This is a genomic window from Buttiauxella sp. S19-1 (assembly GCF_022134725.1).
Lineage (GTDB): Bacteria > Pseudomonadota > Gammaproteobacteria > Enterobacterales > Enterobacteriaceae > Buttiauxella > Buttiauxella ferragutiae.
Map to the genome: position 1 here is coordinate 1 of NZ_JAHWLU010000132.1, position 12,905 is coordinate 12,905.

The 12,905-nt window shown below is 51.4% G+C and carries 12 protein-coding genes; 7 read left to right on the forward strand and 5 right to left on the reverse strand.

Annotated elements, in window-relative coordinates:
• Together ascF and MES37_RS20990 are read left to right on the forward strand one after the other, a co-directional pair.
• Positions 1–1,449, forward strand: a 1,449-nt coding sequence (gene ascF / locus MES37_RS20985; protein WP_237932580.1) for a PTS cellobiose/arbutin/salicin transporter subunit IIBC, incomplete at its 5' end; no start/stop codon positions are given.
• A 17-nt stretch (positions 1,450–1,466) separates the two neighbouring features.
• On the forward strand, positions 1,467–2,897 hold the full coding sequence (locus tag MES37_RS20990; RefSeq protein ID WP_064543294.1) for a 6-phospho-beta-glucosidase: 1,431 nt from the start codon (positions 1,467–1,469) through the stop codon (positions 2,895–2,897).
• 51 nt (positions 2,898–2,948) lie between these two features.
• Here the strand turns inward: MES37_RS20990 and MES37_RS20995 are convergent, their stop codons facing one another.
• Entirely contained in the window at positions 2,949–3,884 is a 936-nt protein-coding gene (locus MES37_RS20995) for a LysR family transcriptional regulator (RefSeq protein WP_064543296.1), read from the reverse strand.
• Between the two features lie 170 nt (positions 3,885–4,054).
• Here MES37_RS20995 and MES37_RS21000 point away from each other — a divergent pair, with 170 nt between their 5' ends.
• From MES37_RS21000 to MES37_RS21010, 3 genes are all read left to right on the forward strand, one after another.
• Positions 4,055–5,389, forward strand: a complete 1,335-nt coding sequence (locus MES37_RS21000; RefSeq protein ID WP_064543299.1) for an MFS transporter — start codon at positions 4,055–4,057, stop codon at positions 5,387–5,389.
• Between the two features lie 14 nt (positions 5,390–5,403).
• Positions 5,404–6,570: a M20 aminoacylase family protein gene (locus tag MES37_RS21005; protein WP_121814855.1), complete on the forward strand. Its 1,167-nt coding sequence runs from the start codon at positions 5,404–5,406 to the stop codon at positions 6,568–6,570.
• 140 nt (positions 6,571–6,710) lie between these two features.
• A complete protein-coding gene (locus MES37_RS21010; RefSeq protein ID WP_064543301.1) occupies positions 6,711–7,727 on the forward strand; it encodes a hypothetical protein in 1,017 nt (338 codons plus the stop codon).
• 49 nt (positions 7,728–7,776) lie between these two features.
• On the opposite strand, the gene MES37_RS21015 is transcribed toward MES37_RS21010, so the two are convergent.
• The 4 genes from MES37_RS21015 to MES37_RS21030 all read right to left on the reverse strand — a co-directional run bounded on the left by MES37_RS21015 (position 7,777) and on the right by MES37_RS21030 (position 10,458).
• Entirely contained in the window at positions 7,777–8,292 is a 516-nt protein-coding gene (locus tag MES37_RS21015) for a DUF2501 domain-containing protein (protein WP_064543552.1), read from the reverse strand.
• 175 nt (positions 8,293–8,467) lie between these two features.
• Positions 8,468–9,109: a TetR family transcriptional regulator gene (locus MES37_RS21020; RefSeq protein WP_064543303.1), complete on the reverse strand. Its 642-nt coding sequence runs from the start codon at positions 9,107–9,109 to the stop codon at positions 8,468–8,470.
• 108 nt (positions 9,110–9,217) lie between these two features.
• On the reverse strand, positions 9,218–9,691 hold the full coding sequence (locus tag MES37_RS21025; RefSeq protein WP_064543305.1) for a threonine/serine exporter: 474 nt from the start codon (positions 9,689–9,691) through the stop codon (positions 9,218–9,220).
• Complete coding sequence (locus tag MES37_RS21030; protein WP_064543554.1) at positions 9,682–10,458, reverse strand: threonine/serine ThrE exporter family protein; 777 nt, start codon at positions 10,456–10,458, stop codon at positions 9,682–9,684. Before MES37_RS21030 ends, MES37_RS21025 begins: the two co-directional genes overlap by 10 nt.
• Before the next feature lie 303 nt (positions 10,459–10,761).
• On the opposite strand from MES37_RS21030, the gene pobA reads away from it, so the two are divergent.
• Complete coding sequence (gene pobA / locus MES37_RS21035; protein ID WP_121814856.1) at positions 10,762–11,946, forward strand: 4-hydroxybenzoate 3-monooxygenase; 1,185 nt, start codon at positions 10,762–10,764, stop codon at positions 11,944–11,946.
• Between the two features lie 53 nt (positions 11,947–11,999).
• The gene (locus MES37_RS21040) at positions 12,000–12,902 is read left to right on the forward strand and encodes a helix-turn-helix domain-containing protein (RefSeq protein WP_237932581.1); all 903 of its coding nucleotides are present in this window, start codon (positions 12,000–12,002) and stop codon (positions 12,900–12,902) included.
• Positions 12,903–12,905: the final 3 nt, after the last annotated feature.

Consider the following 12,905-nt stretch of genomic DNA (forward strand, 5'->3'; position numbering starts at 1 on the left):
TATGCGGCAGTATCTCAGTCGATAGTCGACGCAATAGGTGGCGCGGGCAACGTCGGCGCGGTGACTCACTGTATGACCCGTTTGCGTTTTGTCCTCAACGACGATAGCCGGGTCGATACCGCAAAGTTAAAAGCTATTAGTGGCGTGATGGGCGTCGTGCGTAGCGAAAATCAGTGCCAGGTGATCATTGGCAACACCGTTTCACAAGCTTACGCTGAAGTGCTGAAACTGCTGCCGGAAGGGATGCAGCCCGCGCAACCCGCTCCGGGCAAAAGCAAAATTACGCTCAAACGTATTGGTGCCGGGATTTTGGATGCGCTGATTGGCACTATGTCACCGTTGATTCCGGCGATTATCGGCGGCTCAATGGTAAAACTGCTGGCGATGATTCTGGATATGACCGGCGTCTTCGGCAAAGGCTCCTCAACGCTTATCATCCTCAATGTGATTGGCGACGGCGCATTCTTCTTCCTGCCAATCATGGTTGCGGCATCGGCGGCGGTAAAATTCAAAACCAATATGTCGCTGGCAATTGCTATTGCCGGTGTGCTGGTTCACCCAAATTTTGTTGACCTGATGGCGAAAGCGGCACAAGGCCAACACGTTGAATTTATGGGGATGTCGGTCACTGCGGTGAAATATACCTACACCGTCATTCCTGCGCTGTGCATGACCTGGATTCTTTCGTATATCGAAAAATGGGTTGACCGCATCACCCCAGCGGTGACGAAAAACTTCCTCAAACCGATGCTGATTGTGCTGATTTCCGCACCGATTGCCATCATGTTGATTGGCCCGCTGGGTATCTGGATTGGTACCGGAATTTCCGCACTGGTTTACACCGTTCATAGCTACCTGGGCTGGTTGTCCGTGGCGATTATGGGCGCACTGTGGCCGCTGCTGGTGATGACCGGTATGCACCGAGTATTCACACCGTCTATCATTCAGACCATTGCCGAAACGGGTAAAGAAGGCATGGTTATGCCATCAGAAATTGGTGCTAACTTGTCGCTCGGTGGTTCATCTCTGGCAGTCGCATGGAAAACGAAAAACCCTGAACTGCGCCAGACTGCGCTGGCTGCGGCGGCATCGGCCATTGTGGCGGGGATTTCGGAACCGGCACTTTACGGTGTGGCGGTACGTTTGAAACGCCCGCTGATTGCGGCATTAATCAGTGGTTTTGTCTGCGGCGCGGTCGCAGGAATCGGTGGGTTGGCCAGCCATTCCATGGCATCTCCGGGCCTGTTCACCAGTGTGCAGTTCTTTGATCCAGCTAATCCGATGAGCATCGCTTGGGTGTTTGGCGTGATGATTCTGGCCGTGGTGCTCTCTTTCGTCCTGACGTTAATCCTGGGCTTTGAAGACATTCCCGTTGAGCAAAGTCACGAGAAAGAGCCAATCCAGCCAAACGCCGTTGTTGCACCGCAACATGCTGTAAACGCTAACTAAATTAGAAGAGGGACTTTATGTCAGCATCCATTTTTCCTGATGACTTTTTATGGGGCGGTGCTATTGCTGCGAACCAGGCTGAAGGTGCCTACCTCGCAGGCGGAAAAGGGCTTTCAACCGTCGATACCATTCCGCACGGTGAGCATCGTCTGGCGGTGAAACTCGGTTTAGAAAAACGTTTTTCACTGCGTGATGACGAATTTTACCCGAGCCATGAAGCGATCGATTTTTACCATCGCTACAAAGATGATATTGCGCTGATGGCTGAGATGGGTTTTACCGTTTTCCGTACCTCGATTGCCTGGAGCCGTATCTTCCCGCGGGGCGATGAGAAAGAACCTAATGCGGAAGGGATCGCGTTTTACCGTGATCTGTTTGCCGAGTGCAAAAAACACAATATCGAACCACTGGTCACGCTGTGCCACTTTGATGTGCCGATGTATTTGGTGCAGGAATATGGTTCGTGGCGCAGCCGCAAAATGGTGGAGTTTTTCACCCATTACGCGCGTACCTGTTTTGAAGCCTTTGACGGCCTGGTGAAATACTGGCTGACCTTCAACGAAATCAATATTTTACTTCACGCTCCATTCTCCGGTGCGGGTCTGGTATTTGAAGAAGGCGATAACAAAGAACAAGTGAAATACCAGGCGGCGCACCATGAACTGATCGCCAGTGCGTTAGTGACCAAAATTGCTCACGAAGTTAACCCTGATAACCAGGTCGGCTGTATGTTGGCGGGTGGGAATTTCTATCCGTATTCTTGCAAACCGGAAGACGTGTGGGCAGCGCTGGAAAAGGATCGTGAGAACCTGTTCTTTATTGATGTGCAGGCACGTGGTGCTTATCCGTCGTACTCCAAACGTCTGTTCCGCGAGAAAGGCTTTGAGCTTGAAGTGCTGCCAGGCGACGACGAAATCCTCAAGAATACCGTCGATTTTGTCTCATTCAGCTACTACGCCTCACGTTGTGCTTCCGGTGAGATGAACGAGCTCAACAGCAACGCGGCAAACATCGTTAAGTCACTGAAGAACCCGTACATTCAGGCGAGCGAATGGGGCTGGGGCATTGACCCGCTTGGCCTGCGCATCACCATGAACATGATGTACGACCGCTATCAGAAGCCACTTTTCCTGGTAGAAAATGGCCTGGGTGCGAAAGATGAAGTTAATGCGCAGGGCGAAATCAACGATGACTACCGCATCGACTACCTGCGTGAGCACATCAAAGCGATGGGCGATGCTATTGAAGATGGTATCCCGGTTATCGGCTACACCTCGTGGGGCTGCATTGATTTGGTCTCCGCATCAACCGGTGAAATGAGCAAGCGTTATGGTTTCATCTACGTTGATCGTGACGACCAGGGCAACGGCACATTGGCACGTACACGTAAAAAGTCGTTCTGGTGGTATAAGAAAGTGATCGCCAGCAATGGCGCTGATTTAAGCTAACAAGCCCCGTTTTACGGCCCGGTTTCAACCGCCGGGCCGCCTTCACACATTCTAAACCCGCACCACCATCTCCAGAGCATCGCTGTCTTGTAACCAGTCGCGGGTGTTAATTCTTAGCATTTCCATAAAAGTGTGTCCGGCACTGGAAAGACGGCCGATATTCGGGCACAGAATGCTGATATTGCTGGCTGGAAGCACTTCGCGCAGTACCAGCGGGCGCAAGTTTGAACTGTAGCCAGGGAAGCGCAAACGCACTGACGTCCACATGCTGACCATATTGGTTTGTTCCATCATGCGCGCCATGATCCACGGCGATGAGCAGTGGATAATATTTTGCGGCAGCGGCAGGTTATAACGCCGGAAAACCTGGCCTAAAATCGAGTGTTCACCAGGTTCATCCCAGTCCAGCCACGGGTAATCCATCAGGTTTTTCAGCGAGGTTGTATGGGTGACGGGATGTTGGTTTCCGGCAATAATCGTGTTGCTCAGCGCATACAGCGTTTCGTGATACATACCGTTTTGCACCGCATTGCTGGCGCTGGTGATGACGGCAATATCCAGGCGTTGGTTCTCCAGCGCATCGTGAATTTGTTGCGGTCTGCCTTCCATCACGATCAGTTTCACGCCGGGGAAACGTGCCTGAAATTGAATCAACGTGTGGGTAAATGGCCCGTAGGATGCAGCAGAGGTAAACCCCACTCGTAACTGGCGCATCGCTTTGCCGAGCAGATTGTCGATTTCGTCACGCGCCTGGTGCAGCGAGCGGTCGATGTCGCGCGCATGGCGCAGCAGAACTTGCCCATACTCATTTAACGTTACGCCGCGTGATGAGCGTTGCAGAATCGGCATGCCGATTTCCGCTTCCATCTCCTGAATGGTTTTCGAAATGGCCGGTTGTGTGAGGTGTAATGCTTTCGCCGCTTTGCCAATGCTGCCTTGCGCGGCAACCTCTAACAAAATATCTAACTGATTTAGTTTGATTTTCAATTTTCCGTCCCGCCTGAGCCACCACCGTGGTGCAAATTTTGCTCTCTAACAATACAAACAAGATAACCAAAGGCATAACTAATTTTTATGATTGTAATGTTCTTTTTTTATGCAGATAGTTAAATCCAGCCCAGTTTGTTTACATCTGAATAACAAAAGAGGACGTGAGCATGAAACAGCGTGTCAGCTATGCCCAGTTAGATGCCGGGATCTCCGCCTCGCTTCCCGTAGATGTGGCGTTGGTTCCGGAACGTGCCAACTTTAAGTCATTGGTGGCGGTGACGATTGGCAACGGCCTCGAGATTTACGATTTTGCGGTTTACAGTTTTTTCTCGGTGATTATTGGGCATCTGTTTTTCCCCAGCTCCAATGAATACACCTCGTTGTTGTTAGCGGTGGCGACATTTGGCGTGGGGTTTGTGATGCGCCCGCTAGGCAGCATGGTGCTTGGGAGCTATGCCGATAAACATGGGCGCAAAGCGGCCATGACGCTGATACTGGGGCTGATGTCTTTAGGGGTGATGATGGTGGCTTTTGCGCCCACTTATCAGCAAGCCGGGATTATGGCGCCCGTGGTGCTGGTGGCCGGGCGCATGTTGCAGGGCTTTTCAGCAGGTGGTGAAGTGGGGGCGGCAACCTCGTGGTTGATGGAAGCCGGTGATAAATCTCGCCGCGGTGCGCGAGTGAGCTGGCAGATGACCAGCCAGGGCGGCGCGGCACTTTTTGGTGCGGCAATGGGCGCGGGCCTGAGCCATATTCTGAGCGAACAGCAGTTGTATGACTGGGGCTGGCGTATCCCGTTTATTGTTGGCCTTGCGATCATGCCGATTGGTTTATACATCCGTCGCCAGCTTGAAGAAACGCACACCGTGACGCCTGCGGTGAGTGCAGAAAACCCAGCATTAACGCTGTGGCGTGAACATCGCCGCGCTCTATTACTGGGCATTTTACTGGTGATGAAAGGCACCACGACTTTTTACATCATCATCTATTACATGCCAGCGTATATGGTTAACACGCTGCATATGCCAGCCAGCACCTCATGGTGGGTGAGTTTGACCGCGGCGGCTCTAACGCTGCTGGTGCCTTTCTTCGGCGGTAAACTGGCGGACAAATTGCCACGGCGTAAACCGATCCTGATTGGCTGCGCAGTGGGATCATTTGCCCTGATTTGGCCGATCTTCGCGACAATTCTGCATGGCGCTCCGCTGGGCGTCACCCTGCTGCTGATTGCTATCGATCAGATACTGGCAAACATCAGCTCGGCTGCATTTTTCTTGTTGATCCTTGAAGCGTTTCCAAAAGCGGTTCGTGCCTCAGGTATGGCGATGGTTTATGCCATTGGCGTTACGCTGTTTGGTGGCTTCGCACAATTGATAGTGACCTGGTTGTTGAAAGTCACCGGCCAACCGATGGCTCCGGCATGGTATTTGATGTTCTGCGCGGTGGTGACTTTTGCCGCGTTGCTGGCCTGGCACGAACGCAAAACTTTCTGTGATGAATAAAAAGGAATAACCCTATGCTGATTAAAGAAATTCTCGATTACGAAGAAGAGATGATTGCCATTCGTCGCGATTTCCATCAACACCCGGAGCTAGGTTTTGAGGAGTTCCGTACCAGCGACCGTATTGCCGAATTGCTGACGGGCTGGGGCTATGAAGTTCACCGTGGGCTAGGTGGCACAGGGGTTGTTGGCACGTTGAAAGTGGGTAGTGGCGGCAAGCGCCTGGGCATCCGCGCTGATATGGACGCCTTGCCGATGCAGGAACAAACCGGGCTGCCGTGGGCGAGTGTGGTTGAGGGGAAAATGCACGCCTGCGGGCACGACGGGCATTGCGCTATTTTGCTGTCAGCCGCGCGTTATCTGGCAGAACATCGCCCGTTTAGCGGCACGCTCCATCTGATTTTCCAGCCGTCAGAAGAGACGATTGGCGGTGCCAAACGGATGATTGATGACGGCTTATTCAAGCTGTTTCCGTGTGATGCGGTGTTCGGTTTGCACAATTTCCCTTTGCTGCCAGCAGGTGAGATCGCCACCAAACCAGGCGCGTTGATGGCTTCCTCAGACAGCATGACCGTGACGCTCGAAGGAAAGGGCGGACATGGATCGATGCCGGAGCACTGTATTGATCCGACCGTTGCCGGGGCGTCGATCGTTATGGCGCTGCAAACGATTGTTTCGCGCAATGTTGATCCGCAGGATTCTGCCGTGGTCACAGTGGGAAGCCTGCAAAGCGGCACCACGCACAACATCATCCCGCACAGCGCGGTACTCAAGCTCAATATGCGTACTTTCAAATCGGATGTGCGTGATGCGGTGAAACAGCGCATTCAGAAATTAGTTCATGCTCAGGCCGAAAGCTTTGGCGTGAAAGCAACGATCGCCGTGGATTTTGGTTATCCGGTGACGGTGAATGATCCTCAGCAGACCGAGTTTGCGTTGCAAGTTGCGCGCGATGTTTTTGGCTCCGATAAAGTCGCCGATCCTGCGCAGGTGAAAAGTGCCATGGGCAGCGAGGACTTTTCATTTATGTTGGAAGAAGTCCCTGGCTGCTATTTATGGTTGGGGACGGCAACGGGCAACAATGATTACTCGGTTCACCATCCGCTCTATCAATTTAACGATGCCTGTATTTCAGGTGGCGCGACTTACTGGGTTAAATTGACCGAGTCATTTTTACGCTAGCTTTTGCTCCTCACCCTGCGTCATGCGCGGTGAGGAGGTACTTTTCAAGCGGTAATCCAGCCTGCAAATTACAACTTTCTGCTGACGGTCAATCACGGAGGATTTTCTAGACTGAAAGAAAACGTCTGCAGAGGTTTTACATGTCCTGGCAACCTTTTCTCTCAGTGATCCCAGGATCGGTGCCTGCGGATCTTGCCATTAAACACATCACTTGCAGCGACATCAGTGATGACTGGCCGATGAAGGATCAGGTATCAGAGCAGATCGATGACATCAATCAACAGCTAGCATCAGACCCTTCTTTGGAAGCCCCGGAAATCATTTTAGACAACCTGGGAATACGCCAGATTAGGTGCCGGAACAAACACTCAGAATTTGCCTTTCATAATCGCCCCGCGCTCGCGGAGTGGCGTTGCCAACTGGTGCCGACGGCACTTGCGCTGTGGGCGGTGCAGCACCCGCTTGCCGAGCGGCTGATCAGCGGCGGGGAGATGGATCTCAATAGTCGGCCATGGTTTATTCACGCCAACGATGCACGGGGGATTCGCTCGCGCGCCAAAGTGATGGCGGCCATTGCCGATATTCATCTCAACGACCGCGTTTCAGGAAACTGGATAAGCCTCGCTTGCGGCGCGGCGGTGCCGGTTTTAAAGACTTTGCGCGGGGCAAAATTAAAGGCGCAGAAATTCACGTTGTTGCTGGTTGACCATGACAGGCAATCGCTGAAGTTTGCCCGCGGGCTGGCGACACAATATGGGTTGGTTGAAGGCCACCATTTTTCGCTGTTAATGCGCAATTTGTTCGACCGGATGATTGCCAGTGACAAGCTGGTTCAGGAACTGGGCGAGGAGTCAGCGGAGCTGGTCGACGGGCTGGGTATTTTCGAATATTTCTCGCAGGCCGAAGCGGTGCATTTCATTCGCCATGCGCTGCGCCTGGTGAAACCCGGAGGCGTGCTGATTATTTCTAATATGCTGAAAACCAGCCCGCAAATTGACTTTGCGCTGCGTTGTGTCGGCTGGACCACGATTTATCCGCGCACGCTGTTTGAGCTTAGGGAGATTATTCTGGCCGCCGGAATCAATCTGCAAAACGTCACCGTGACGTTACCCAGCGATGGGGTGTATGCCGTGCTGGAGATTAATGTTAAGGAGTGAGTATTGATGATCCGCCCTACAGTCGCTGTTCGCAGGGCGGTAATTCAACTTAGGAAAGGTAGCTCATGCCCTGCTTGAGGACAAAATCACAGGCCTGAGTTTTTACTTTTTCTGCTATCGGCGAACTGCCAATAGTGTCCAGATTCAGTTGCTGGCCTTTGCCGGTATTGAGCATCCCCATCAAGCCTTGTGTGTAATCCTGTGGCTGAGTTTCTTTCTTGCCGCTATCAAGACCCAGTTTATCGAGCAGCTCGCTTTTCACGTTGTCGGTGTTGGTGGCTGAAACCAGTTTGTTTTTCATGCAGTACTGCAAAATGCCCGCCGCGTTAGTCATGCTGTTGGCGCTCAGGGCTTGAGTGCCGCCGCCGAGCAGGCTGGTTAGTGAGGAAAGTGAGTTGCCTGTGGTTGCGGTGGTCGCAGGTGTTGCAGTATTGCTGGTGGTGGTTTTGCTTAATTCACTCGCAGCACTGGAGAGTTGATCCTGCCAGCTTGACGCCATCGCCTGGCCTGCAAATACGAATGTTGCCAACGCCAGTGCACAGAGAACCCGATTGCTTGCTTTCATCATTTTTATACTCTTTTCGTTAACCTGCATCGCAGGAGAATTTTCGACGAGTATACCGCTATCTGTAGGGTGATGGGTGCCAGGAGATTTCCTAAAGCTTCCAGATTTACCCGTTATAATTCAAGCTGCAGGTGCGTTGGCTGCAACTCGAATTATTTAGGGTAGAGATTTATGTTTATGGCCCGATATAACGCAGCACCACTTTTACCGCCATTTCACGGTAATGTGCTGTGCTATCAACCGGTTCTGAACCATCTTCAAAGAAATTCGAAAATGTGTAGCTGTTTGCGACGTGGTAGAAACAAAAACTACTGATCAGGCGGTGGACGTCTTTAGCGGTGACGAGCCTGCTGAATAGCTGTTTATCCTGGCCTCGGGAAAGCACATCTTGCAGTAATTCCAGCGCACTGCGGTTTATCTCGCGTAAGTAAGCCGACTCTTTCACAAAGCGCCCACGCTGCATGTTCTCCATGCAGATGATCCGAATGAAATCGGGGTGAGTGACGTGGAAATCAAAGGTCCATTCCACCAGTTCCACCATCGCTTCGACTGGCGGCTGGTCAGTGAGATTAAGCTGGCGCTCACAGCTGCGAATTTGGGTGTAAACATATTCCAGCACCTGAACGTAAAGCAGCTCTTTGCTTTTGAAGTGATAAACCACCATCCGTTTGGTGGTGTTGGCTTTCTCGGCAATTTGCTCCATGCGTGCGCCGTTAAGGCCAAATTCAGCGAACAAACTAATGGCGCTGAAGAAAATCTTTTCTTTCAAACTGGCGTCATCAAAACGCTCAGGAAGATAAATTTCGTGGGTTTCCACGCAAGGCTCCTTAATGTCATCAGGCCGCTGGTATCGCCCAGGCCAGATGACATTAAAACAAGTTTGCGTGGGCAAAGCACTGATGAGTTAGCGAAGCCCTGCAACACATCACACTCGCGGGCGTTTACGGTACAGCCACAGGCCTGGAATGGATAAGCCAATCGATAATGCTCCGACGATAAACGACGCCTTCAGGAAGTTGGTGAGCAGTTGAATCATCAAGTCTTCGGTGTAACCAAAGTGGCTCAGTTTCACGGCTGAAATCATGGCGGTGTAGGCAGAAATGCCAGGGAACATCGGAATAACCGCCGCCACGGTAAAGACTTTAGGATGGGCGAGATACCAGCGCGACCACTGAATACCGATGCTGCCCACCAGAAGTGAAGCGATAAACGTGCTCCATTCAATGTTCATGCCCGCCGTCATCATCGCCATTCTCGAACCGTGGCCAATGGCACCCAGCAGTGCGCAATAAGGTAAGGCACGCTGTGGGACGTTAAACACCAGGGCAAAACCTGCGGCGGGAATGGCGGCCAGCGTCATGTCCTGAAGCAGCGCCAGTAAAAAGTCGATTACTCCCATCCTTTTAACCCCCACAGTGACATCGCCATCACCACTCCAATACACGTGGCGAGCGTAAGCAGGCTAGCCATCGCCCATCTGGCAAGGCCAGTATTGACGTGGCCTTTAAACATATCGGCGACGGCGTTAATCAGCGGAAATCCAGGAACCAGCAACAAGACGCTTGCGGCCATCGCAATATTTGAGGTCATGGCGAACGGGCCTTTGGCAATCAGCAGGCCAGAAATCGTGGTGGCGACAAACGCCGTGATGCAGAAGTTAATTTGCGGATGCAGGTGGTGTGATGTGAGCACCAGGCGCACATACATCGCCACCGAACTGGCAAGGAAAGCAACCATTGCACCATCCCAACCGCCGCTATTGAGCTTACAGAAACAGCCGCAGGAAAGACCGACCATCAGCACTACTAACCAGCGGGGATAGCGCAAGGGTTTAATGTGCTCAAAACGCTTCAAAACGTCTTTATGATCCAAAAGCTTATGCTCGGCCAGGATCACGATGTGCTGCACTTCCGTCACCACATGCATATTGATGCCGCGGTCGCTGTTTTTGCGTGTCGTCGTGAGGCACTGATTGTCTTTGATGGTGCTGAGTACGATGGCGTTCGCTGAGATTGAGCTTTCAACGCTGTCCATCCCTAATGCCACACCTAAACGACTGGAAAGCTCTTCTACAAGGGCGCTTTCGGCGCCGTGTTGCAACAAGAAAAGCCCACATTGAATGCAGAGGCGGGTGACTTCGCGCTGCGGGTTGACATCTGTCGACATGCCTGGCCTATGTAAGATGAAAAGCGACGGCGGTCGCTGAAATTTTAACATCCCCCATTTTTAACATATGCCGACCCCTGTACTCAGGCGCACCAGATCAACATTTAGCGTAATAACGCATTTCGCACACTTTTTCGGCGAAATATGAGCTTGTCCGCACTTTGAGTGAGACTTTCGAAAAGTGCACGTTTTAGACAGATATTGGCCTTCTTTTTCTCTCTGTGGACGCTAAAAATGCACGAATGAGCATTTGTTAAACATAAAAACAACATTCATGTAACGTTTTATTAGAGAGCATATCTTATGAAAACTCAGGTCGTGATAATCGGTGCTGGCCCGTCGGGTTTGTTGTTGGGGCAATTGCTGCACAATGCAGGTATTAGCAATGTGGTGTTAGAAAGACAAACCCCGGAGCACGTACAGGGGCGAATTCGGGCGGGTATCCTGGAAAATGGCACCGTAGATTTGCTGCGTGAAGCCGGGGTCAGTGAAAGAATGGATGCCGAAGGGCTGGTCCATGAAGGCGTGGAGTTTTTGGTAGATGGAAAACGTATTCCGGTTGCGCTAAAAGAGCTGACCGGTGGCAAAACGGTGATGGTGTACGGCCAGACCGAAGTGACGCGTGATTTGATGGACGCACGCCGCAAAACCTCAGCGCCGACGATGTACGGTGTCAGCAATGTACAATTGTTTGATGTGAAAAGTGATTCGCCGTATGTCACTTTTGAAAAGCAGGGCGAAACCTACCGCATTGATTGCGATTACATTGCCGGATGTGATGGTTTTCATGGTGTTTCACGTAAAGCGATTCCGGCAGAGATTACTCGCGAGTATGAACGGGTTTATCCCTTCGGCTGGCTCGGCTTGTTATCTGACACGCCACCAGTAAATCACGAGCTGATTTATGCCCATCATCAACGCGGATTTGTGTTGTGTAGTCAGCGCTCACTAACCAGAAGTCGCTACTATTTGCAGGTTCCTTTAATCGATAGCGTTGACGCCTGGCCGGACGAACGCTTCTGGGATGAGCTTAAACAGCGGTTGCCAAAAGAATTGGCGGATAAGTTAGTGACTGGTCACTCACTCGAGAAGAGCATCGCGCCGTTACGCAGTTTTGTGGTTGAACCGATGCAGTATGGCAACCTTTTCCTGGTGGGAGATGCAGCGCACATCGTACCGCCAACCGGAGCCAAAGGGCTAAACCTGGCCGCCTCTGATGTGAATTATCTGTTCCGGATCTTATGTAAGGTGTACCACGAAGGGCGAACCGATTTGCTGGAAACCTATTCACCTATGGCGTTGCGCAGGGTGTGGAAAGGTGAGCGTTTTAGCTGGTTTATGACTAATCTCCTGCATGATTTTACAGGAATGAATGCGTTTGACCGCAAAATGCAGCAGGCAGATCGTGAGTATTATCTGACCTCACGCGCCGGATTGACGACTATCGCCGAAAACTACGTCGGTTTACCGTTCGAGCCCGTTGAATAAACTACACTTATTCACTATTAGTCTGTGGATCTTATGCTTAAAAAGAGGACGTAATGAATCTGAATGCCAGTATTCCGGTATTTAAACTATATGGTGAAAGCCGGAACTGGCCTGCAGCAGATTTGCTGCATTGCGAATCGATTCATAGCCGCAGCAGCCTTTATGAATGGCACATTCGCATTCATCAGCATGCGGATTTGGTTCAATTACTTTATTTGCACAAAGGTGAGGTGGAGATAGATATTGAAGGCGTTAAGCATCATGTGCGACAGGCGTGTATTCAGGTGGTACCTGCGTTGTGCGTGCACGGTTTTAAATTCTCACCGGGGACTCAGGGTTATTCGCTTTCGTTTTCAGCTCCGTTAATCGCCCAGTTTGAGCAGCAATTTGGCCGCCCTTTACAGGTACTTAAGCAGGCGGCGTGTGTGCCGGTGAAAGGCTCGAACAGGCAAATTAATACACTGTTTAGTACCTTACAAAGTGAGTATGAAGGCGCGGGGGAAGCCCGTGACATGATGCTGCATTCATTAATCAGCGCGCTTTTAGTTTGGCTCAATCGGCAATGTGCTCCGGTACCAGGCAGCAGTTCGCGTGTCGAGCGAAAACGGGCGGTGATTCATCAATTTAATCAATTGGTTGAGTGTCATTATCGTGAGCAGTTGCTGGTCACGCATTATGCCAGCGAAATCGGTTTATCAAGTGTGCACCTGAATACCCTGTGCCATGAGTTCTTTGGCTGTAGCGCTCTGAATGTCCTGCATCAACGCGTGTTGCTCGAAGCCAAACGCAGGTTGCTGTATACCAGTATGACGATCAGCCAGATCTCTGATTATCTTGGCTTTAGTGATGCGACCTATTTTTCGCGTTTTTTCCGCCGTTATACGGGTACGACGCCAAAGGATTTTCGTCAACATCCGATGCGTGAATTGAAAGCGTCTTTAATAGAAGGAAGGTAATTG

Excerpts from the sequence above, each read along its gene's own strand:
- pobA (WP_121814856.1), top strand. The coding sequence starts at position 10,762 with ATGAAAACTCAGGTCGTGATAATCGGTGCTGGCCCGTCGGGTTTGTTG.
- MES37_RS21015 (WP_064543552.1), bottom strand. The coding sequence starts at position 8,292 with ATGAAAGCAAGCAATCGGGTTCTCTGTGCACTGGCGTTGGCAACATTC.
- MES37_RS21005 (WP_121814855.1), top strand. The coding sequence starts at position 5,404 with ATGCTGATTAAAGAAATTCTCGATTACGAAGAAGAGATGATTGCCATT.
- MES37_RS21025 (WP_064543305.1), bottom strand. The coding sequence starts at position 9,691 with ATGGGAGTAATCGACTTTTTACTGGCGCTGCTTCAGGACATGACGCTG.
- MES37_RS20990 (WP_064543294.1), top strand. The coding sequence starts at position 1,467 with ATGTCAGCATCCATTTTTCCTGATGACTTTTTATGGGGCGGTGCTATT.
- MES37_RS21040 (WP_237932581.1), top strand. The coding sequence starts at position 12,000 with ATGAATCTGAATGCCAGTATTCCGGTATTTAAACTATATGGTGAAAGC.
- MES37_RS21000 (WP_064543299.1), top strand. The coding sequence starts at position 4,055 with ATGAAACAGCGTGTCAGCTATGCCCAGTTAGATGCCGGGATCTCCGCC.
- MES37_RS21030 (WP_064543554.1), bottom strand. The coding sequence starts at position 10,458 with ATGTCGACAGATGTCAACCCGCAGCGCGAAGTCACCCGCCTCTGCATT.
- MES37_RS21010 (WP_064543301.1), top strand. The coding sequence starts at position 6,711 with ATGTCCTGGCAACCTTTTCTCTCAGTGATCCCAGGATCGGTGCCTGCG.